General features: G+C 59.1%; 22 protein-coding genes and 1 other RNA gene. 13 read left to right on the top strand and 10 right to left on the bottom strand.

All coding sequences use genetic code 11. The features are described 5' to 3' along the window. Positions 1 to 46: 46 nt before the first annotated feature. A complete protein-coding gene (locus DSM14862_RS07795; protein ID WP_040701158.1) occupies positions 47 to 2,884 on the top strand; it encodes an Rne/Rng family ribonuclease in 2,838 nt (945 codons plus the stop codon). 98 nt (positions 2,885 to 2,982) lie between these two features. Here the strand turns inward: DSM14862_RS07795 and DSM14862_RS07790 are convergent, their stop codons facing one another. Continuing rightward, positions 2,983 to 3,210, bottom strand: coding sequence for a sulfurtransferase TusA family protein (locus tag DSM14862_RS07790; protein WP_007119703.1), 228 nt, complete (start codon positions 3,208 to 3,210; stop codon positions 2,983 to 2,985). A gap of 91 nt (positions 3,211 to 3,301) precedes the next feature. Here DSM14862_RS07790 and DSM14862_RS07785 point away from each other — a divergent pair, with 91 nt between their 5' ends. From DSM14862_RS07785 to DSM14862_RS07770, 4 genes are all read left to right on the top strand, one after another. Then, positions 3,302 to 4,054 (top strand): cytochrome c biogenesis CcdA family protein, encoded by a 753-nt coding sequence (locus tag DSM14862_RS07785; protein ID WP_007119702.1) that lies wholly within the window; start codon positions 3,302 to 3,304, stop codon positions 4,052 to 4,054. A gap of 54 nt (positions 4,055 to 4,108) precedes the next feature. Further along, positions 4,109 to 5,335: a hypothetical protein gene (locus tag DSM14862_RS07780; RefSeq protein WP_007119701.1), complete on the top strand. Its 1,227-nt coding sequence runs from the start codon at positions 4,109 to 4,111 to the stop codon at positions 5,333 to 5,335. Next, positions 5,332 to 6,684 (top strand): cytochrome P450, encoded by a 1,353-nt coding sequence (locus DSM14862_RS07775; protein ID WP_007119700.1) that lies wholly within the window; start codon positions 5,332 to 5,334, stop codon positions 6,682 to 6,684. The genes DSM14862_RS07780 and DSM14862_RS07775 overlap by 4 nt, the downstream gene beginning before the upstream one ends. A gap of 69 nt (positions 6,685 to 6,753) precedes the next feature. Then, a complete protein-coding gene (locus DSM14862_RS07770) occupies positions 6,754 to 7,647 on the top strand; it encodes a fructose bisphosphate aldolase (protein WP_007119699.1) in 894 nt (297 codons plus the stop codon). A gap of 49 nt (positions 7,648 to 7,696) precedes the next feature. Here the strand turns inward: DSM14862_RS07770 and DSM14862_RS07765 are convergent, their stop codons facing one another. From DSM14862_RS07765 to DSM14862_RS07725, 9 genes are all read right to left on the bottom strand, one after another. After that, positions 7,697 to 7,924 carry a hypothetical protein gene (locus DSM14862_RS07765; protein WP_007119698.1) on the bottom strand — a complete coding sequence of 76 codons (228 nt, stop codon included), beginning with the start codon at positions 7,922 to 7,924 and terminating at the stop codon, positions 7,697 to 7,699. Positions 7,925 to 7,933: 9 nt separating this feature from the next. Then, positions 7,934 to 8,167 carry a ribbon-helix-helix domain-containing protein gene (locus DSM14862_RS07760; protein ID WP_007119697.1) on the bottom strand — a complete coding sequence of 78 codons (234 nt, stop codon included), beginning with the start codon at positions 8,165 to 8,167 and terminating at the stop codon, positions 7,934 to 7,936. Next, a complete protein-coding gene (locus DSM14862_RS07755; RefSeq protein ID WP_007119696.1) occupies positions 8,164 to 8,340 on the bottom strand; it encodes a DUF4169 family protein in 177 nt (58 codons plus the stop codon). The genes DSM14862_RS07760 and DSM14862_RS07755 overlap by 4 nt, the downstream gene beginning before the upstream one ends. Continuing rightward, entirely contained in the window at positions 8,337 to 9,728 is a 1,392-nt protein-coding gene (fumC, locus tag DSM14862_RS07750) for a class II fumarate hydratase (RefSeq protein ID WP_007119695.1), read from the bottom strand. The genes DSM14862_RS07755 and fumC overlap by 4 nt, the downstream gene beginning before the upstream one ends. A gap of 95 nt (positions 9,729 to 9,823) precedes the next feature. Beyond that, positions 9,824 to 10,303, bottom strand: a complete 480-nt coding sequence (locus tag DSM14862_RS07745; protein WP_007119694.1) for an SspB family protein — start codon at positions 10,301 to 10,303, stop codon at positions 9,824 to 9,826. Positions 10,304 to 10,376: 73 nt separating this feature from the next. Beyond that, complete coding sequence (gene chrA, locus DSM14862_RS07740) at positions 10,377 to 11,621, bottom strand: chromate efflux transporter (protein ID WP_007119693.1); 1,245 nt, start codon at positions 11,619 to 11,621, stop codon at positions 10,377 to 10,379. Continuing rightward, entirely contained in the window at positions 11,618 to 12,433 is an 816-nt protein-coding gene (locus tag DSM14862_RS07735; protein ID WP_007119692.1) for a chromate resistance protein ChrB domain-containing protein, read from the bottom strand. The genes chrA and DSM14862_RS07735 overlap by 4 nt, the downstream gene beginning before the upstream one ends. Positions 12,434 to 12,573: 140 nt before the next feature. Then, positions 12,574 to 12,921, bottom strand: a transfer-messenger RNA (tmRNA) gene (gene ssrA / locus DSM14862_RS07730). Between the two features lie 51 nt (positions 12,922 to 12,972). Next, a complete protein-coding gene (locus tag DSM14862_RS07725; RefSeq protein ID WP_007119690.1) occupies positions 12,973 to 13,746 on the bottom strand; it encodes a FadR/GntR family transcriptional regulator in 774 nt (257 codons plus the stop codon). A gap of 79 nt (positions 13,747 to 13,825) precedes the next feature. Between DSM14862_RS07725 and DSM14862_RS07720 the strand changes: the two genes are divergently transcribed. The 8 genes from DSM14862_RS07720 to DSM14862_RS07685 all read left to right on the top strand — a co-directional run bounded on the left by DSM14862_RS07720 (position 13,826) and on the right by DSM14862_RS07685 (position 21,503). Then, the gene (locus DSM14862_RS07720) at positions 13,826 to 14,614 is read left to right on the top strand and encodes a DUF2182 domain-containing protein (protein ID WP_040701155.1); all 789 of its coding nucleotides are present in this window, start codon (positions 13,826 to 13,828) and stop codon (positions 14,612 to 14,614) included. Position 14,615: 1 nt separating this feature from the next. Then, entirely contained in the window at positions 14,616 to 15,248 is a 633-nt protein-coding gene (locus DSM14862_RS07715; protein ID WP_007119688.1) for a DUF1326 domain-containing protein, read from the top strand. After that, the gene (locus DSM14862_RS07710; RefSeq protein WP_243254350.1) at positions 15,245 to 15,745 is read left to right on the top strand and encodes a DinB family protein; all 501 of its coding nucleotides are present in this window, start codon (positions 15,245 to 15,247) and stop codon (positions 15,743 to 15,745) included. The genes DSM14862_RS07715 and DSM14862_RS07710 overlap by 4 nt, the downstream gene beginning before the upstream one ends. Next, positions 15,745 to 16,848 (top strand): dimethylsulfoniopropionate demethylase, encoded by a 1,104-nt coding sequence (locus DSM14862_RS07705; protein WP_007119686.1) that lies wholly within the window; start codon positions 15,745 to 15,747, stop codon positions 16,846 to 16,848. The genes DSM14862_RS07710 and DSM14862_RS07705 overlap by 1 nt, the downstream gene beginning before the upstream one ends. Positions 16,849 to 16,884: 36 nt before the next feature. Beyond that, on the top strand, positions 16,885 to 17,871 hold the full coding sequence (gene acuI / locus DSM14862_RS07700; RefSeq protein WP_007119685.1) for an acryloyl-CoA reductase: 987 nt from the start codon (positions 16,885 to 16,887) through the stop codon (positions 17,869 to 17,871). Between the two features lie 67 nt (positions 17,872 to 17,938). After that, positions 17,939 to 18,364 (top strand): HIT family protein, encoded by a 426-nt coding sequence (locus DSM14862_RS07695; protein ID WP_007119684.1) that lies wholly within the window; start codon positions 17,939 to 17,941, stop codon positions 18,362 to 18,364. A 176-nt stretch (positions 18,365 to 18,540) separates the two neighbouring features. Then, complete coding sequence (locus DSM14862_RS07690; protein WP_040701153.1) at positions 18,541 to 20,178, top strand: BCCT family transporter; 1,638 nt, start codon at positions 18,541 to 18,543, stop codon at positions 20,176 to 20,178. A gap of 101 nt (positions 20,179 to 20,279) precedes the next feature. Further along, a complete protein-coding gene (locus DSM14862_RS07685) occupies positions 20,280 to 21,503 on the top strand; it encodes an aminotransferase class V-fold PLP-dependent enzyme (RefSeq protein ID WP_007119682.1) in 1,224 nt (407 codons plus the stop codon). The last annotated feature ends 34 nt before the right edge of the window (positions 21,504 to 21,537 follow it).

Genomic DNA, 21,537 nt, shown 5'->3' with positions numbered 1-21,537 from the left:
CCCCACCAGGGGCCTTCCGCGCGCGGGTGCTGTGCATAATGGATCTATGTCTAAGAAAATGCTTATCGATGCCACCCACGCCGAGGAAACTCGCGTTGTGGTCGTGGATGGAAACAAGGTCGAGGAATTCGATTTTGAATCAGAAAACAAACGCCAGCTTGCCGGCAATATCTATCTAGCCAAGGTTACGCGCGTTGAGCCGTCCCTTCAGGCGGCCTTTGTGGATTATGGCGGCAACCGCCATGGATTCCTCGCATTCTCGGAAATTCACCCCGATTATTACCAGATTCCCGTGGCTGACCGACAGGCGCTGCTGGAAGAAGAGCGCGCTTATGCTGAAGCACAAGCCGCCAAGGATGAGGATGACGAAAAGCCCAAACGCACCCGCTCTCGTTCGCGTGGCCGGTCCAAAAGCCAAGCCGCTGAGACCAACAGTGATGATGCAGTAGCCACGTCCGAGGTTTCCGACGAAAGCAGCGACCAGATCGCCGGGATGGAAACGGTTGACCTCGACAGCGAAGAGGGCAGTTCGCCCATGGAGCGTGTCGCTGAAACGCCTGTGGAAGAGCCCGAAGGCAATGGCGATGATGGCGACGCGTTCGAAGCAACCGACGCCACAGAAAATAACGCCAACGAGGCGAACGGCAGCGATGCCACGGCCAAGGACGATTCCATCGAATCCGTGGCTGACGAAGACGACAGCGAAGACATTCGCCCCGTGCGCAAGCCGCGCCCGCGTCGGTACAAAATCCAAGAAGTGATTAAGGTGCGCCAGATCCTTCTAGTGCAGGTCGTCAAAGAAGAGCGTGGCAACAAAGGTGCCGCACTCACGACTTACCTCAGCCTGGCTGGCCGCTACTGTGTCTTGATGCCCAACACCGCACGTGGTGGTGGCATCAGCCGCAAGATCACCAATGCCGTCGACCGCAAGAAGCTTAAGGAAATCGCGACCGAAATCGAAGTGCCGAAAGGCGCAGGCCTGATCGTGCGGACCGCCGGTGCCAAACGCACCAAGGCCGAGATCAAGCGCGATTACGAATACCTCCAGCGCCTCTGGGAGCAGATCCGCGAGCTGACGCTGAAGTCGATCGCGCCTGCGAAAATCTACGAAGAAGGCGACCTGATCAAACGCTCGATCCGCGACCTCTATAACCGCGAGATTGACGAGATTCATGTCGAGGGCGAGCGCGGCTACCGCATCGCCAAGGACTTCATGAAGATGATCATGCCGTCCCACGCCAAAAACGTAAAACTCTATAACGAGAGCCTGCCGCTGTTCGCGCGCTATCAGGTGGAAAGCTACCTGTCGGGCATGTTCAACCCCACGGTGCAACTGCCCTCGGGCGGCTACATTGTGATCGGCGTGACCGAAGCGTTGGTTGCCATCGACGTCAACTCTGGCCGGGCGACCAAAGAAGGCTCGATCGAGCAGACCGCGACCAAGACCAACCTTGAGGCCGCCGCCGAGGTGGCGCGCCAGTTGCGTCTGCGTGACCTTGCCGGGCTGATCGTCATCGACTTCATCGACATGGACGAGCGGAAAAACAACGCCGCCGTCGAAAAGATGATGAAAGACAAACTCAAGACCGACCGTGCGCGCATCCAAGTGGGCCGCATCTCGGGCTTTGGTCTGATGGAAATGTCGCGCCAGCGTCTGCGCCCCGGTATGATCGAGGCGACCACTCAGCCTTGTCATGCCTGCCACGGCACCGGTCTGGTGCGCTCGGACGATAACCTCGCGCTGTCGATCATCCGCCAGATCGAAGAAGAGGGCACCCGCCGCCGTTCGCGCGAAGTGCTGGTGCGTGCGCCCGTGGGCATCGCCAACTTCTTGATGAACCAAAAGCGTGAACATATCGCCCATATCGAAATGCGCTATGGCATGTCTGTGCGGATCGAAGGCGACCCATCCTTGGTAAGCCCCGATTTCCACATCGAGAAGTTCAAAACTGCTACCCGCACCGTGCCGCCTGTGTCGGATCACGTTGTGTCGGTCGACACCTCCTTGATGGATCAGATCGACGAAGACGAGAGTGCAGCAGAGGCTGAAGCCGAAGAGGCACCTGCCGCTCAGGACCCCAGCCAGTCCGAAGACGGGAATGGTAACGGCAACGCAAATGGCAATGGCAATGGTGAAGAGGGCGATGGCGAGGGTAAATCCAAGCGCCGCCGCCGTCGTCGTCGCAGCCGGGGTGGCCGTGGCCGCAATGGCAATGGTGAGCAGCAAAATGGTGCCGAGGACCAGAACGACGGTCAGCAGCAGGACGCCGCACAATCAGATGACGCGGAAAAGAGCCAGCCGGTAGAGGCGGAGACGCCTCAATCCGAAGGTGAAACCGCGCCTGCCGCCGAAGAAAAGCCTAAGCCCAAGGGCCGTAGCCGGTCGCGCAAGCCCAAGGCCGGAATCGCACCAGAGGCCGAACCGGCCCCCGAAGCGCTTGCTGCCGCCGAGGGCGAAACGCCCAAGGTTGCCGCTGAAGCTGAGGCGGAAGAGACGTCCAAACCCAAGGCACGACGGAGCCGTGGCAGCCGGGCCAAAAAACCAGCCGCCGATGCACCGGCAGAGGGCAGTGTGACAGTCGATCCGGTGACCACCGAAGACGCTGCCGAACCCGCACCAAAGCGCAAGCGCCGCAGCCGCGCCAAGGCGAAACCGGTAGAGCCGGTCGCCGAAGCAACGCCCGACGCAGCAGCAACGCCTGACGCAATGGCCGACGTGCTGCCGACCGAAGCACCGATTGCAGAGCCGGCCCCTGAAACGGCGCCGATCGCGCAAGAGCCAAAGCCAGAGCCCACACCTGAGCCCGCAGCCGAACAGGTGCAGGAACAGCCCGCTGAGAAGCCCAAGCCCAAACGTCGGGGCTGGTGGTCGCTGGGCAGCTAAATCACAGCGCAGTAAATAGAAACGGCGGGCCCTCAAGCCCGCCGTTTTTGATTCTCGCGCGGATGAATTTCAGGGATAAGTCGCCCCGCGCTGTGCGCTTAGCCGCCTTTGGTAATAATATAGAGCTCAGCCTTACCCTCGGTCCGGGTTTCGGTCAGCGCGTGCCCGGCTTCGGCACAAAAGTGCGGCACGTCAATCACGGCGGCAGGATCATCGGCAAGCATGTGCAGCTGATCGCCCAGTCCCAAAGCGACCAGTCGTTTGCGTGCTTTTAACACAGGCAGGGGGCACAAAAGCCCCGTGGCATCTAGTTTTTCGATTTTCATAAGCTCAGTTAATCCAAGAGTTTCTCAAGGTCCACGATCTTGTGACAATATGACAGGTGACGCCGGGGCTCAGGCGGTCTAGGACTTGGGCATGTTTGATATCAGCCTCCTCGACGCTGGGCTCTTGCCCGCCATGACAATCGCCCTGATCGCCGGGATTTTCAGTTTTCTGTCGCCCTGCGTGCTGCCCATCGTGCCGCCCTATCTGGCCTATATGGGCGGCGTGTCGATTAACGACATGTCCAGCCACGGCACCGCGCGGCGGCGCGCGGTCGTGGCGGCGTTGTTCTTTGTGCTGGGGCTGAGCACCGTGTTCATCCTGCTGGGCTTTACCGCCTCGGCCTTCGGGATGTTCTTTCTGCAGAATCAGGCGCTCTTCGCCAAAATCTCTGGCGTGGTGATTATCGTCTTTGGCCTGCATTTTGTGGGTCTGTTCCGCATTCCGTTCCTTGATCAAGAGGCGCGTTTGGACGCAGGTGATAAGGGCGGCTCAAGTTTCGGTGCCTATGTTCTGGGGCTGGCGTTCGCCTTTGGCTGGACGCCTTGTATCGGCCCGCAGCTCGGCGCGATCCTGTCGCTGGCGGCAAGTGAGGCCTCAGTCTCTCGCGGGACGCTATTGTTGGGCGTCTATGCGGCAGGTCTTGGTATTCCCTTCCTATTGGCCGCAATGTTCATCACCCGCGCGATGACACTGATGAACCGGATCAAACCCCATATGAAGCTGATTGAGCGGATCATGGGCGGGCTTTTGGTGCTGGTCGGTCTGGCGCTGCTGACCGGGGCGTTCACGACCTTCTCCTTCTGGCTGCTTGAGACGTTTCCGATCCTCGCCACCGTGGGATAAAGCCTTATTCTTGCCCCGAATTAAGGCTAGACTGTGCCGGACAAGGGGTTGGGCATGAGCGCTAGCAATAAAGGGCAAGTCAAGACGCGTCGGGTGTTCTACATCCCCGGCTATGATCCGACTCACCCGCGCCGCTACCGCGAGCTTTACCGTAGGGAAGGCGCGGCGCAGGCGAAGATTTCTGGCTATGAGATCGGTTTGAAACCCAAGGCGGGCAAGGGGAACTACGGCTGGCGCGTCGATTCTCAGATTGACGGCCGTCAGGTCACCTCACAGGTGGAGGTGTTGGTCTGGTCCGACATCGTGCGCGAAAGCATGAGCAATTCGATCCCCGCGACCTATTGGCAATTGCTGCGGACAGCTTGGGTCTACATCGGCTCGGGCGCCCTTTGGCGGCTGATGCGTCTGCGCAAGGGGCCTGTGATTGCGGCGCTCTATCCGGTGGGGATGTTGATTTTGCAAGCCTTGCTGGCCATTGCACTTGGCCTGCTGACCTATCGTGCCCTCGGGGTGATGACTGACCACTGGGCGGCGCGGCTGGCTTTTGCAGCAGCGGGCATGGGGCTGGGGACCGCGCTGCTCCGCTGGTTCAAGAAAAAGGACGGCAGGTTTTTCGCCTATTACCTCATGCATGACTACGCCTATTCCGCCGCCACGCGGGGTGCGAACCCGCCGGAGTTGGAGGCCCGCATGGAGCGGTTTGGCGACGACATCGCCCCCGCCTTGGCCGAGGACGTTGACGAGGTGCTGGTTGTTGGCCATTCCTCCGGCGCCCATCTGGGGGTTTCGGTACTGGCCGACCTGATCCGCGCGGGCAGGGTGCCCGAACACGGTCCGGCATTGGGGTTCCTCTCGCTCGGACAGGTGGTGCCAATGGTCTCCTTCCTGCCCCGCGCCGACCGGTTGCGCGCCGACCTGCGCTATCTCTCAACACGCGATGAATTGGCGTGGGTTGATGTCACCGCGCCCGGCGATGGCTGCGCCTTTGCGCTTTGTGATCCGGTGTCGGTGTCAGGTGTGGCCCCCGACGGCAAACGCTGGCCGCTGGTCTTTTCTGCTGCCTTCACCCAAACGCTCAGTCCCGCGCGCTGGAAGGCGTTGCGCTGGCGCTTTTTCCGGCTGCATTTCCAGTATCTCTGTGCCTTCGACCGACCGGGCGACTATGACTATTTTCAGATCACTGCCGGGCCGCAGACCTTGGCCGCGCGATATGATGGGCGCCCGGCCTCCAAATCCCGCATTAACCACGCAGTCAGCAAATACACATCTGTCGCCGCATGAACCTGCCCCCCAAGCCCCCCGCGCGCGCCGATCGCGTGTCGCTCTGGCGCTATGCCAAGCTGTTTCGCGAGGACATCCTTTCGGCCCAGCCCGCGCGGCTTTACCGGGCGTGGATGGCGGAGTTTAAAACGCCGTTTTTCCGTAGCTACCTGATGAACCAACCTGAATTGGTCAAAACGGTTCTGAAAGAACGGCCCGATGATTTTCCGAAGTCAGAACGGATCGGCGAAGGGCTGCGCCCGCTCTTGGGCAACTCCGTCTTTCTGACCAATGGCGAGACATGGAAACGCCAGCGCCGCATCATCGATCCGGCGTTTGAAGGGGGGCGCCTGCGCGAAACCTTTCCAGCCATGTGGGATGCGGCAGAGGCTGCTGCTAAGCGGCTTGAGGGACAAGCGGGGCAGGTGGTCGAGATCGAAGCCGAGACCAGCCACGCCGCCGCAGATGTAATCTTTCGCACGCTGTTTTCGCTGCCCATCGAGCACGAGGTCGCCCGCGCGGTCTTTGACGAGTTTCGCAACTATCAACGCAGCCAGCCGATTCTGAACCTCGGTGCGCTTTTGCCGCTGCCGCGTTGGATGCCACGCTTGTTTCGCAAGGACACCCGGGCCAGCGCCGCCCGGATCAGGGCGCTGCTCACTGACCTGACCCGAGAACGGATGGCTCAGATCAATGCAGGCTCCGCGCCCGACGATCTTGCCACAAAGATCATGACCCAGGCTGACCCCGAAACAGGCGAGAGGTTTGACACCGAGGAAATGGTCGATCAGGTCGCGATTTTCTTCCTTGCGGGTCATGAAACGAGTGCCTCCGCATTGGCATGGGCGCTTTATCTGATGGCCACGCATCCCGAGTGGCAAGAGCGGCTGGCCGAGGAGGCGCAGGCGCTTGAGACTTGCGATTTCGCGGTGATGTCCAAGCTTAAGCTCAGCCGGGATGTCTTTCGCGAGACGCTGCGCCTTTATCCGCCCGTGCCGATGATGGTGCGCGAAAACAGCTGTCCCGAACGTTTCCGGGATCGGGATGTGAAGAAAGGCGCGCAACTGGTGCTCAGCCCGTGGCACCTGCACCGTCACGAACGGCTCTGGGACAACCCCGACGGTTTTGACCCAACCCGCTGGCAGACCGAGAACGGCAAACAGTGCCAGCGCGAGGCCTTCATCCCATTCTCTGCCGGGCCGCGGGTCTGTACAGGCGCGGGATTCGCCATGGTCGAAGGGCCGTTGATCCTGTCGCGTATCCTGCGCGACTTCCGCGTCACGGCGCAGCCCAACCGGGTGCCCGTGCCGGTCGCACATTTGACCGTCCGTTCAGATAAGGGCATTTGGTTAGCGCTATCAAGACGCTAGCTTCTATCATCGGCTTTGCGTTTCAATTAGAAACGCTGCGAACGGAATCAACAATAGGACGTGGGTGACATGGGCTACGACAAGGCGCAACTTGAGCAAATGAACAGCGGCAAGGGCTTCATCGCGGCGCTCGATCAATCGGGTGGCTCCACCCCCAAGGCGCTGAGCCTCTACAGCGTGGAACCGTCGGATTACAACGGCGACGCCGAGATGTTCAAAGCCGTCCACGACATGCGCGCGCGGATCATTCTGGCCGAAGATTTCACCTCTGACAAAGTGATTGGTGCGATCCTTTTCGAGCGCACGATGGATGACACGATCAACGGCAAGCCGGTCGCGCAACTGCTCTGGGAAGACCGGGGTGTGGTGCCATTTCTGAAGATCGACAAGGGTTTGGAAGAAACAAACAACGGCGTGCAGATGATGAAGCCGATCATGGAGATCGACGATCTTCTGGCTCGCGCGGTCAAGCACGGCATCTTTGGCACCAAAGAGCGGTCGGTGATTCACGCGGCCAATGAGAACGGCATCGCCGCCGTGGTGGCGCAGCAATTTGAGCTGGCCAAGCAGGTCTGCGCGGCGGGTCTGGTGCCGATCATCGAGCCTGAGGTGGACATCAACTCCGACAGCAAAGCAGAGGCCGAAGAGATCCTGCGCGGCGAGATCGAAAAGCATCTGAACGCGCTACCTGAAGGTGAGATGGTGATGCTGAAGCTGACGATCCCTGAAAAGGCAGGTCTCTATGACGGTCTGGCGGGTCACGCCAACGTTCTGCGCGTCGTGGCGCTGTCGGGTGGGTATTCTACGGCTGAAGCCTGCGAACGGCTGGGCAAGAACCGGACGATGATCGCCAGTTTCTCCCGCGCCTTGACCGAAGGTTTGAACGTTAAAATGACGGACGAAGAGTTCAATCAGGCGCTTGGTCAGAACATCGACAAGATTTATCAGGCATCAATCTGCTAGATCGGAATTTTTTGAAAATTCCGGGGCCGATTTCTTTAAAAGAAATCGGCTAAACGATCCGCCGGATGGGTTCTCTATTGCAAAATATGATGACCTGTCCGGCGTTTTCTACAGCTTGAAAACCACGACGTTCCAATTCGTTTTCAAATTCTCGCCGTCCGATAAACTTCTCAATATCGCGCGCTTTACGTCGAATGACCTGACCGCGGATCGCCGCCTTAGAGGCGAACATATCATCTAGCCAAGCGGCGGGCGAGAGAGGGGATGCGAGGGCCATGGTCCAACGCTATTCCGCCTTTGGTAAACGTTCCTTTAACGCCCGCAGCACGAATAAACGGATCGCACCAGCGAGCCCGATGTCCAGCCCCCGCGCCGCGTCAATCTCCGTCACCAGCGCATTAATTGGCATGCCGCGCGCGGCAGCAATGGCGCGGAACTCATCCCAAAACTCATCTTCGAGAGAGATAGATGTCCGGTGACCCCGAAGGGTCACCGAATGTTTGCGAGGCCGCGCGTTCATGTCTCGCGCTTATGCGCTTCCAGATTGCGGGCGATCTGTTCGGCGCGAGCCTTCAGCGCTTCTTTCTGCGCTTTGGTCTGGCCAAAACCCACGGCGTTTTCGTTCGCGCGGGCTTTGCGGGACGAACGGTCCCGCTCTTTCTTCACCTTGTTCAGGTTGATGGGCGCACTCATTTTGGTCCGATCATATTTTCGGGCCGCACGACCCGTTCAAAGGTTTCAGCATCCACGAAGCCCAGTGCGATGGCTTCTTCTTTCAACGTGGTGCCGTTCTTATGCGCGGTCTTGGCGACCTTGGTGGCATTGTCATAGCCGATTTCGGGCGCCAGCGCGGTTACAAGCATCAGCGACTCGCGCATCAGCTTTTCGATCCGGTCCGCGTCAGCCTTGAGGTCAACCATAAGATTGTCGGTAAAGGCCGAGGCTGCGTCACCCAAAAGTTGCATGGATTGCAACACGTTATAGGCCATCATTGGCTTATAAACGTTGAGCTCAAAATGCCCCTGAGAGCCGGCGAAACCGACGGCCGCGTCATTGCCCATTACTTGAATGCAGACCTGTGTCAGCGCTTCGCACTGGGTGGGGTTCACCTTGCCCGGCATGATGGACGAGCCGGGCTCGTTCTCAGGCAGGATCAGCTCGCCCAAACCGCAGCGCGGACCGGAGCCCAGAAGGCGGATGTCATTGGCGATCTTGAACAGCGAGGCCGATACGGTTTTCAGCGCGCCAGAGATTTCCACCATCGCGTCATGAGCGGCCAGCGCTTCGAATTTGTTCGGCGCGGTGACGAAGGGCAGGCCGGTGATCTCGGCCATGTTATGCGCTACGGTCTCGGCCCAACCCTTTTTGGTGTTTAGCCCGGTGCCAACAGCGGTGCCGCCTTGGGCCAACTCATAAATGCGGCCAAGCGCGTCGCGCACGCGGACGATGCTCATGGCGACCTGATGGGTGTAGCCCGAGAACTCTTGGCTGAGTGTCAGCGGAGTCGCATCCTGCGTGTGGGTGCGGCCGATCTTGATGATGCCGTCAAATTCTTCGACCTTTTTCTGCAGCGCGCCGTGCAGCTTCTCCAGCCCCGGCAGCAGCACGTCCCGCGCGGTCATCGCAGTGGCGATATGCATGGCGGTGGGGAAAGTGTCGTTCGACGACTGGCCCATGTTGCAATGATCATTGGGGTGCACCGGGTCTTTGGAGCCGATGGTGCCGCCCATAAGCTCAATCGCGCGGTTGGCGATGACCTCATTAGCGTTCATGTTGGACTGCGTGCCCGAGCCAGTCTGCCAGACCACCAGCGGGAAGTTATCGTCGAACTTGCCTTCAAAGACTTCGCCAGCGGCTTGAATGATCGCTTTACCGCGCTCTTCGTCCAGCGAACCTTGAGCCACATTCGCCTGCGCACAGGCTTTCTTGATCACGCCAAGCGCGCGGACAATGGCGATCGGCTGCTTTTCCCACCCAATTGGGAAGTTGATGATCGAGCGCTGTGTCTGCGCGCCCCAATATTTATCGGAGGGAACTTCGAGCGGACCAAAGCTGTCGGTTTCGGTGCGGGTATCGGCCATTTTGCGGCTCCTGCTGTGACTTATCGTTGTCCAGCGGTTTACCTGCGCGATGCGGCCTGCGCAATGCAGGGATGGCGCTAACGGAGCTGTTGCCCTTACTTCCGGAACGAATCCAGCGAGACGATCTCGGCATCTTTGGACGGCTCTTCCGCGACTTCCAACTCGTCCTCGTCAGTCTGATCAAGCGTGTTCTCTTCGCTGTCGTCGTCTTCCTCTTCGCTTTCCTGCTGCTCAAACCGCAGGCCGAACTCAACCGAAGGGTCCACGAATGTGCGGATCGCGTCGTAAGGAATATAAAGCGGCTCTGGCGCGTCGCCAAAGTTCAGCGTGATCGCAAAGCCGTCAGGCGTGACGTCCAGCCCGTCGTACCAATGCTGCATGACCACAGTCATTTCGCCCGGATAGCGATCTGACAGCCAATCGGCCAGTTCCGCGTCAGGATGCGATGTATCGAAGGTGATAAAGAAGTGGTGATTCCCCGGCAGGCCATTGTCAGAAATATCCTGCAAAACCTTGCGGATCAGACCCCGCATGGCTTCGTGCATTAGGTTGCCGTAATCAATGCTGCGGCTCATTCTTCTCTCCGGTACGGGCGATGGGCAGGGCTAAGCATACCCCATTCACGGGCGAGTGAAAGGGGGCGCGGCGCTAAATCACGCTCAATAGCAAGGCGAGGGCGGCAAGCAGGACCATGGAGGTCACAAAACCGCGCTTAAGCCCTAGCATCAATATACCGGCCACGAGGGTCAGCGCCGCGGCCGTGAGGTTGAAGCTCTCCCAAACCGGGGCGGGCAGGGCAAGGAAGGTCGCCGAGGCGACCCGGTCAAACAGCACATGCAAGGCAAACCAAACTGACAGGTTGGCAATCACACCAACGACGGCTGCGGTAATCGCTTGCAACGCACCCGCAATACGCGGCTGCGCCGAAAGCGCTTCGAGATAAGGCCCAGCAAGGAAAATCCACAAAAAGCAGGGCGTAAATGTTACCCAAAGCGCCAGCATCCCGGCAGAAAGCGCGCCCCAAGGCCCACTCTGCGCGAAACCTGCCAGCATGCCCACAAACTGCGTCACTAGGATCAGCGGCCCGGGCGTGGTTTCTGCCAGCCCGAGCGCATCGATCATCTGATCCGTATCAATCCAGCCGAAATCCTGCACCACTGTCTGCGTCATATAGGCTAACACGGCATAGGCACCGCCAAAGGTGACCACCGCGAGTTTTGAGAAGAACAGCCCCAATTGAAGCAGAAATTCATTTCCCGTGAGCGCCAACATAACAAGCGGTGCCGCCCAGAGTGCGCCCCAAACGAGCAAAGTACGCAGACTGCGCGCAGGGGCTAAATGGACGCTTTCCGGCGCAACCGCAGGGTCACCCGCGATCATGCCGATAACGCCGGCGACAAGGATGATAAGAGGGAACGGAAGCCCCAGTACGAAGAGCGCGATAAATGACCCTAGGGCCAGCGCCCAGCCCAGTTGTCCCCGAAGCGCTTTTGAAGAAACCTTCATAAGCGCCTGAAAGACCACGATAATCACTGCCGCCTTAATACCTAAGAACGCAATTTGCACCAAGGGCAGTTGGCCATACCACGCATAGAGCAGAGCCAGTACCGCAATGAAGAGCGCCCCCGGGACTACAAAAAGCAACCCGCCCAGAAGCCCACCTGCCACCCCGCGCAGACGCCATCCCGCGTAAGTCGCAAGTTGCATTGCTTCGGGGCCGGGCAGGAGCATGCACAAGGACAGAGCACGCAGGAATGTCTGTTCGCTGAGCCACGGCCGCTCCTCAACCAGCTCGCGATGCATGACGGCAATCTGCGCGGCGGGCCCGCCAAAAGACATCAGGCCGATCCGGCCAAACACGCGGGTCATTTCGGGCCATGTTGGCGGGATCATTGCGCGCGTCCTGCAGGCCAATCATGGGTTTCGCCTGCACCATCTCGCGCCCAGCGGTATAGCGCGTCGTAAAGCACCATGCCCGCCTCAAGCTGCGCCAGATCATCGCGGTATTGGCGGGATAGGCCCACCGAGATCGCCAACAGACCAGCGGCCTCGGGGGCGAGGTCATGGCGGTTGGTATCTGCCCCGCGTACGACGGCGGCAAGTCGCACAAGCGCCTGCGTTTGCAGATTAAATTCAGCCAGCATTGTGTCGAAGGTACAGAGTTCGCCCCGGTGCGACCAGTGTACATCTTCGATGTCGAAAGGCGTGGCGTCGAACTTTTCGGCGACAGCCAAGACCTGATCCGGCGCGACAAAAAGGAACCGCGCGCCCGGGTCCACGAAACGTCGGATCAGCCAAGGGCAGGCGATGCGGTCGATCTTTGGCCGATGGCGGGTAACCCAGAGCGTCGCGCCGTCTTGTAGCGGCGGCAGCGCGTCAAACGGGATACGGGGCGCCGCTGGCAAATCCCGCCAGCCGTACATGCCGCCAGACAAAAACTGCGCGTTGATAACATCTGCGCGCAAGCGCGCGGCGAGCCCTTGGCTCAGCTTTAGTCCGCGCTGGCAGACAACGATGCAAGAACGTCCTGCAAGCCTTTGTTTCAAAGCGTCTATATCGCTATGGGGATGACGAAAGGAACCGGGGATCAAATAGGGGTCTTCGGCAAAGTCAGGTTCAATGCAACTATCCACGATAACCGGTGCATCCGGCGTGCCGATCAGACGCAGAAGCTGGGCGGGGGTGATTTCACTTGGGGCGGGCATAGGGCATCCTTTGTTTCCGTAACAGGATGCGATCCTCGGGCCTTAGCCTCACGGGGCAATCGCGGACCCCATGTATCTGGGATAAACCGCAAAAACGCCTTGGTCAATGCTCAAGCGAAAAGCGTGTAAGATGGGGAGTAAGTGCAGGTTTCTGTTGCCAGGTACCTGCGAACCCCGCCTTAAGCTGCAAAGCCTAAGGACTTAGATTTCAGTCGCTGAAACCGCTTACGCGGCCATCGCAACTGGAGCACGATTGTCATTTGCAATTGTACATTTTGTACCGATAACGGTGGTAACTCACCGAAACAAAGCAACCCCTTTAGACGTTCGTCGATCCTATTTCGGCCCCATGATCCCCAAATGAAGGATAATTGGTGGAGCCGCCGGGTACCGCCCCCGGGTCCGAACCGCTTATTACGAGCGCGTTTATGTCCATAGTCCCGAAGGACATGACTAAGGTAGGGCCGAGGGGGATGAATTGCAAGGGGCGCGATGCAGTGAAATTCCTAGATTAAAGAAGGAGCGCAACTATATGTTATTTAGCGCAACTTTGAATTCTCGGGCGCAGCGTCAGCCTTTCCGATGTTCCGTGCGGCCCGAGCAGCGAAAACACTTTCCGCCAATCCTTGGGTCTCCGCCTCAAGTGCGCTCAATCCATCCGTTACTGCTGCGCCATCCTGCGCTTCCACCGCATTGGCAATGTCCTGATGTAACACAATAATCCGCTCACGGTCCCGCGCTGTGAAGGTGATCATATTCATCAACGGCTGCATGGCCTCAACGGCGCCGGCGAGTTGATAACTCAGCACCGGATTGCCTGCGCCATCCACCAGTGCGCGGTGAAAGGCCACATCAGAGGCGCAGAAGGCCTCATCGGTCAGCCCCGGCTGCGTTTGACGGTGAATTTCAGCACGCATCGTCGCAAGGTGATCGGCCGTGCGGCGCTGCGCCGTGAGGGGCGCACATGCGCGTTCAAGGGCATAGCGGGCTTCGCAGGCGGTCTCAAAGCTCACCGCATTCATCGACAAAAGCAGGGTCGATGTGGTGATCTGCTGATCGTAGGCATCAGGAAAGCTGAGGCGGTTCACAAAAGCGCCGCCCGTGGCCCCGCGCTGCGTCCGGATCAGCGATTGTGCTGCAAGACGCTTGAGCGCCTCACGTACCGTTGGGCGCGAAACCTCAAACTGTTCGGCCAATTCCGCCTCCGACGGTAGCCGCTGGTCGACAATTAACCGCCCACCGACAATCGCGTCGCGAATGGCAGTGGCGATCTGAGCTGAAAGATCGGCAGGGTTGGTAGGGTCAATTTTCATATGTCTTACAATTAATGTTTGCGAGGACTTTAATTGTCTGACATTAAATTCACAAGAGCTTGCACGGGGGGAGCGCGGGATGTCTGCAGTGGTACGATCCACAGTCTGGTTAGGATTTTTCTCTTTAATCCTAGTCGCTTGGTGGGTGATGTATACCATGGTGATGCAGATGGACCTTGATCTGCTTGGCCGCCCCGGCGCCATGGCCGAACGGATGCGGCAAATGGATCCGGGTATGGATATGTACATGCCCATGGCGCGTTTTCTGCCGCTTTTTGTGATGTGGGGTGCCATGATGGCAGCGATGATGGTGCCAACGATGGTGCCCACGCTGCGCGCTTACGAGGACCTTATGACTTCGGCCAACGGCACCCGTGCGGGCTGGCTGGCGGTGCTGGCGGGCTATTTTTCGGTCTGGCTTGTTTTTGCTGCCGCGATCGCCGCGCTGCAGTTGCTGTTGCTGCATGGCGGGGTGATCGACATGCTGGGTATCGCCAAATCCCGCTGGACGGCCGCGGCACTGCTGCTGGCTGTGGGCTTGTTTCAATTCACCCGCGCCAAGGAGATTTGCCACGGCGTCTGCCATTCCCCGATGATGTATTTCATAGGCAACTGGCGGCCCGGAGCCGCAGGTGGTTTCCGCATGGGGCTTGGGCTTGGGATATTCTGTGCAGGTTGCTGTTGGGGCTTTATGGTGTTGGGCTTTGCCGGCGGGGTGATGAACCTTGCATGGATGGGGCTGGCGACATTGTTTATGGTAATCGAAAAGCTACCCCAAATTGGCCATTACGTAACAAAACCAATGGGTTTCACCCTGATCCTCGGCGCTGTCGTCGTGGCCGGGTGGCCCGTATTAACAGGAGGATAATATGCCAAACCGAGAGATGACGCCCGCCGATTGGGCCGTGAAGGGAGAGCTCTTTCTTAACTGCTCATGCGATGTCTTCTGCCCCTGCGTGGTCAGCCTCGGCGCGCATCTGCCGACCGAAGGGCACTGTCACGCCTGGATGGGCATCGTGATCGACGAGGGCCATTTTGAGGGTGAAGACTTGGCTGGGCTGAACGTTGGCCTATTGGTTGATATTCCGGGCCGTATGGGCGAGGGCAATTGGAAGGTCGCAGCCTACGTGGACGACCGTGCAAGCGAAGCGGCTTATGAGGGATTGTTGAAGATTTTCAGCGGTGCCGCAGGTGGTACGACAGGACTGTTCACCATGCTGGTGAGCGAGATTATCGGGGCCGAACGCGCGCCGGTTGAGATTATTCGTGATGGAAATCGCCGAGTTATCAACATTGGCCGCAAGATTAACGGCGAAATCGAACTGCTTGCAGGGGCCGAACCAGATCAGCCTGTAACTATTACCAATTCCAAATACTGGATGGGCCCCAATATCGTCGCGGCACGTGGTGTGAAATCCAAGGTGCGTGACTATGGCCGGGTTTGGGATTTTGGCGGAAAATCGGCTGAGGTCTGCGCGATTGACTGGCAGGGCACCAAGTGATTACCCCCGGTTACGCCCAAGAGATGGCCCGATATAACGCTTGGCAAAACAAACAGTTGATAAGCGTTATTAAGGTGATGCAGGAAGATGCGTTGACGCAGGATCGCGGGGCGTTCTTTGGCTCGCTCCTCAGCACCCTGAACCATCTTCTTTGGTGCGACCAAATTTGGTTGTCTCGTTTCGATCCGGCCTTCCCGAAGCCTGAGGGGCGGGACACCGAACTCTGTCCCACAGGTGCCGCTTGGTGCTCTGCGCGGCAACAGTGCGACGTGGCTATTTCGAACTGGGCCCAGAACCTCCGTCAGGATGATTTGGATGCCGAGTTAACTTGGTATTCCGGTATCTTACAGCGCGATGCTACTACCCCCTTTGCGCGAACTGTGGTGCATTTCTTTAACCACCAAACCCATCATCGGGGTCAGGTGCATGCCATGCTGACGAGTGCCGGGCAGGAGGCGCCGGTGACCGATCTGATCTTTATGTCGGAGGACGGCTGATGGCTGAACTTTCCCCTTCACGCCGCATCCGGCGCACGCCCTTCTCGGCTGGCGTGGAGGCTGCGGGGGTGAAGGCCTATACGGTCTACAATCGGATGCTGTTGCCAACCGTCTTTGAAAGCACCGAAGCCGATTATCACCACTTGAAGAAAGCCGTGCAAGTCTGGGATGTGGCTTGTGAAAGACAGGTTGAGCTGCGCGGGCCGGATGCTTCACGGCTGATGCAAATGCTGACCCCGCGCGACCTGCGTGAGGTGGCGCCGGGGCGCTGTGTTTATGTACCGATCGTGGATGAGACAGGCGGGATGCTCAACGATCCCGTCGCCGTAAAATTGGCCGAGGATCGTTGGTGGATCTCCATCGCTGACAGTGATTTATTGCTGTGGGCCAAAGGGATATGCAACGGCTATCGCCTTGATGTTTTGGTCGATGAGCCTGACGTGAACCTGCTGGCCGTGCAGGGGCCAAAGGCCGAAGACCTTGTCGCGCGGATTTTTGGCGATGCGGTACGAAACGTGAAGTTCTTCCGGTTCGGCGCGTTTCAGTTCCAAGGCCGCACTATGAATGTAGCGCGCTCAGGCTACTCCAAACAGGGCGGCTTTGAAATCTACACCGAGGGCGCGGACATCGCCATGCCGCTGTGGGAGGCCCTGTTTGAGGCAGGGCGCGATTTAGATGTGCGCGCGGGCTGTCCCAATCTGATCGAGCGGATCGAGGGGGGATTACTGAGTTATGGCAATGACATGACCGACGATAACACCCCCCATGAGTGTGGTCTGGGAAAACTGTGCGACACACAGGCGGCCATGGGCTGTATCGGCAGAGATGCGCTGCTCCGGGTGGCCAAAGAGGGACCGTTGCAACAGATACGGCCCATTGAGATCTCGGGCGATCCGGTACCGCTTTGTGACCGGGCTTGGCCGCTGATGGCAGGTAACAAGCGCGTAGGGCAGGTGACTTCGACCGTCTGGTCGCCTGATTTCTCGGTGAATGTCGCGATTGGAATGGTGCGCATGACCCATTGGGATCCGGGCACGCGGTTGCAGGTTCAAACACCCGAAGGCGTGCGAGACGTGACCGTACGAGAGCGTTTCTGGGCCTGAGACCCACCATATTGAAACCTGAAAAGGAGATGAGAGATGAGCTTTAACGCATTGATTGTGAACAAAGACGACGAAGGCAAGACCCATGCCGAGGTGACCCAGATCACCGAAGATCAACTGCCCGAGGCCGAGGTAACGGTCGCGGTGGAATATTCGACCGTGAATTACAAAGACGGGCTTTGCATTGGCCCGGGCGGCGGATTGGTCCGCAACTATCCGCATGTGCCCGGGATCGATTTCGCTGGCACCGTCGAGACCTCAAGTGACGACCGCTACAAGCCCGGTGACAAGGTCGTGCTGACCGGCTGGCGCGTGGGAGAGGCGCATTGGGGCGGCTATTCTCAAAAGGCGCGTGTCAAAGCCGACTGGCTGGTGCCGCTGCCTGATGGGCTCGACACACGACAGGCGATGGCCGTGGGCACCGCGGGCTTCACCGCGATGCTGGCTGTCATGGCGCTTGAGGATCACGGGATCAAGAAGGGACCGGTTCTGGTCACCGGCGCTGCGGGGGGGGTGGGCTCGGTCGCCACGGCGATCCTTGCCAACCTAGGCTATCAGGTAGCAGCGGTCACCGGGCGGCCCGAGACCGAAGACTACCTTAAGGATCTCGGCGCGACCCAGATCGTCGCCCGCGAGGCGCTTAACGAGACGGTCAAACGCCCCCTCGAAGGAGAGATGTGGGGCGGCTGCGTCGACGCCGTGGGCGGCGCGATGCTGGCCCGCGTCTTGGGACAGATGGAATACGGCGCGAGCGTTGCGGCCGTGGGCCTTGCCGGGGGCGCTGCGCTGCCTGCCACGGTCATTCCATTCCTGCTGCGCGGTGTGAACGTTTTGGGCATCGACAGTGTCTTGCAGCCCTATGACAACCGTCTGCGCGCGTGGGAGCGGGTGGCCAAAGACCTGCCGATGGAGAAACTGGAGGCGATGGTCCAGCCTGCCAGCCTAAGCGACCTGCCCAAACTTGGGGCGGACATCTTGAAAGGTCAGGTCAAAGGCCGTGTGGTCGTCGACGTAAACGCCTGATATTGCCTAGGCGCGGGGCGGTGTGGTTAATGATCTGCGCCGCCCCGGCTGCCAAAAGGAGAGCATGATGGCCGACTATGACGACGACAACATCTTCGCCAAGATCCTGCGTGACGAGATCCCCAGCTTTAAGGTCTATGAAGACGACAAGACTTATTGTTTCATGGACATCATGCCGCGCGCCGAGGGGCACTGTCTGGTGATCCCCAAGTCGCCTTGCCGTAACATGCTGGATGCAAGCCCGACACAGTTGGCCGATTGTCTGGCGACGGTGCAAAAGGTCAGCAACGCCTGCCTGCGTGCTTTTGGTGCTGACGGGATCACGGTTCAGCAGTTTAACGAGGCCGCGGGCGGGCAAGAGGTGTTCCACCTGCATTACCATATTTTGCCACGCCATGAGGGCGACAAGCTGCGCCCACCGGGTGTGCAAGGCGACATGGACCGGATTCGCGAACAGGCCGATGCCATTGCAGCCGCGCTCGGGGCAGAGTAACCCCCTCAAACTTACGTCGCAGCAGATAATGAATTGGTCGTTTTAGCCAAGTTCTTAGGGCACTCGGATGCAAAAGCTTGCCCAATGGTCGCAAGCCTCTATCCTGTTGCGCACGGATGAAAAAAACAGAGGCCATGTTTTCGCATGGCGATCTGTCATCAAAGAGGGAACAGATAATGAGCGATACAAGTTCGCACGGCATCCCCGAGCCTGAGGGCAAGGCGGATGTAATCGACACCGATTATGAGATCGGTCAAGACAATATTGAACGGCAGATCGGGCCGTTCGGGTTGGACATTCACAACCCGGTTTTTCTGATTTCGGGGATCGCTGTCGTGCTCTTCGTCTTCTACACGATTGCTTTGCCAGAGCAGGCCGCCGGCGTTTTCTCGGCAATGTTCGACTTTACCACCAAGAACTTTGACTGGTTCTTGATTGGGGCCGCCGATTTGGTGGTGATTTTTGCGCTGCTGCTGATTGTGACGCCTTTTGGCAATGTCCGCCTTGGCGGCAACGAAGCGGTGGCTGACTACACCTATCTGGGCTGGTTTGCGATGCTCTTCGCCGCTGGCATGGGCATCGGCCTGATGTTCTATGGCGTGTCTGAACCGCTGACCCATTTCTCGACTTCGATGGGTGAGATCTCGACCGAGAACGGTCTGCGCACCGACTGGGCGCCTTTGGGTGCGGCAACAGGTGACGAAGCCGGAGCGCTGCGCCTTGGCATGGCGGCGACGATCTATCACTGGGGTCTGCACCCTTGGGCGATCTATGCTGTTGTCGCGCTGGCACTCGCGCTTTTCACCTATAACAAAGGTCTGCCGCTGACGATCCGCTCGGCATTTTATCCGGTATTGGGTGAACGCGTTTGGGGCTGGCCTGGGCATATCATTGATATCATCGCGGTTTTTGCCACGCTTTTCGGTCTGGCGACATCGCTTGGCCTCGGCGCAACGCAGGCCAACGCCGGTCTGAACGAACTCTTCGGCGTGCCGATGGGGACGACCTCTGAAATCGTACTGATCTCGCTGATCACGGCCGTGGCGCTCATCTCGGTTCTGCGCGGCCTTGATGGCGGTGTGAAGGTGTTGAGTGAGATTAATATGGGGCTGGCGGCGCTGCTGGCGCTGTTCACGCTGATCGTCGGACCGACGGTGTTCCTCCTGACGTTCTTCTGGGACTCTCTGGTTGCCTATGTTGAGTATCTGCCTGCGCTGGCCAACCCCTTTGGCCGTGAAGACGTGAACTTCTCCCAAGGCTGGACGGCGTTCTATTGGGCGTGGTGGATCAGCTGGTCACCTTTCGTAGGCATGTTTATCGCCCGCGTCAGCCGGGGCCGCACCGTGCGCGAATTCATCGTTTGCGTGCTGTTGATCCCATCGTTGGTCTGCGTGCTGTGGATGTCGATCTTTGGTGGCACCGCGATCCATCAGGTGCTGAACGACGGCTACACCGGCGCACAAGATGCCGGCCTGCCGCTGCAGCTTTTCAAGATGCTGGATCAACTGCCACTGGCGTCGATCACCTCGTTCATCGGCATTGTGCTGGTGGTGGTGTTCTTCGTTACCTCGTCTGATTCCGGCTCGCTGGTCATCGACACCATCACCGCAGGCGGCAAGGTCGACGCGCCGGTGCCGCAGCGGGTGTTCTGGTGCATCTTTGAAGGTGCCGTGGCGATTGCTCTGCTGATCGGCGGCGGCTTGGCGGCGCTGCAATCCATGGTGATTTCCACCGGGTTGCTGTTCACGCTGCTGTTGCTGTTCATGTGCTACTGCATCTTCCGCGGTCTGCAGGATGAGCGGAAAATCCGCTAATTTTTAGCGGGTAGACAGAAAATCAGAACGGCGGCTCTTCGGGGTCGCCGTTTTTTCTTTGAGCGCTTGACCTTAGCCGCGCCTCGGTGGACCTTCGCATCATGCATATTGATTCCGACTGGGTCCGCGCCCAATTCCCCGCCTTCGCCGAGCCGAGCCTTCAGGGCCAGGCCTTTTTCGAGAACGCCGGTGGGTCATATACCTGCCAACAGGTCATCGACCGTCTGCATCGCTTCTACACCCAGCGAAAGGTGCAGCCCTACGCCCCATATGAAGCGAGCCGCTTGGGCGGAGGAGAGATGGATGAGGCGCGCAACCGGATGGCCGCGATCCTTGGCGTGACCCCGGAGGAGCTGAGCTTTGGCCCTTCAACCACACAAAACACTTATGTACTGGCACAAGCCTTTGGCCAGATGATGCAGCCGGGTGAGGCGATCATCGTGACCAACCAGGATCATGAAGCAAACACCGGACCGTGGCGGCGCTTGGCCGAGCGCGGTATCGAAATCCGCGAGTGGCAGGTTGATCCGGAGACAGGGCATCTGGACCCGGCAGACCTTGAAGACCTTCTGGACGAAAAGGTGCGTCTGGTCTGTTTCCCGCATTGCTCAAACGTCGTCGGAGAGATCAATCCGGTGACCGAGATCACAGCACTCGCCCACGCGGCGGGGGCATTCGTCTGCGTCGATGGTGTTTCCTATGCGCCCCACGGCTTTGCCGACGTGGGGGAGCTGGGGCCGGATATTTATCTATTCTCGGCCTATAAAACGTTTGGGCCGCATCAAGGCGTGATGATCATCCGCCGCGCGCTTGCAGAGCTGCTGCCCAATCAAGCGCATCACTTCAACGGCGATGTGCTCTACAAACGCTTCACGCCCGCAGGTCCGGATCACGCACAGATCGCGGCGAGCGCAGGGATGGCGGATTACATCGACGCATTCTATGCCCACCACATTGGCGGCGACACCAACGCAAAGGCACGCGGCGTGGCCGTGCATGACGCCATGCGCGCCCATGAAACCGCGCTTCTTCAACCGCTGCTTGACGCGATGTCTGCGCGCAATTCAGTGCGGCTGATTGGTCCTACCAATGCTGAAAAGCGCGCACCGACCGTCGCACTCGCGCTTGACCGTCCCGGTGCGGATATGGCGCAGGCATTGGCCAAGCGGGGCATCATGGCGGGGGGCGGCACCTTTTACGCGGGCCGGGCACTTGGTGCGATGGGCGTGAATGAGGACAAGGGCGTTTTGCGCCTAAGTTTCACCCATTACACAACAAAAGGTGAGATGGATAAACTGCTGAACACGCTGGATGATCTGCTCTGAGCCTTGACCCCCGGGCGGGGGCGCTATGTTTCGG

The organism is Sulfitobacter indolifex (assembly GCF_022788655.1).
GTDB classification, from domain to species: Bacteria; Pseudomonadota; Alphaproteobacteria; order Rhodobacterales; family Rhodobacteraceae; genus Sulfitobacter; species Sulfitobacter indolifex.
The sequence above is the reverse complement of the archived record's forward strand: the minus strand, read 5'-3'. Positions and strand labels throughout refer to the sequence as shown.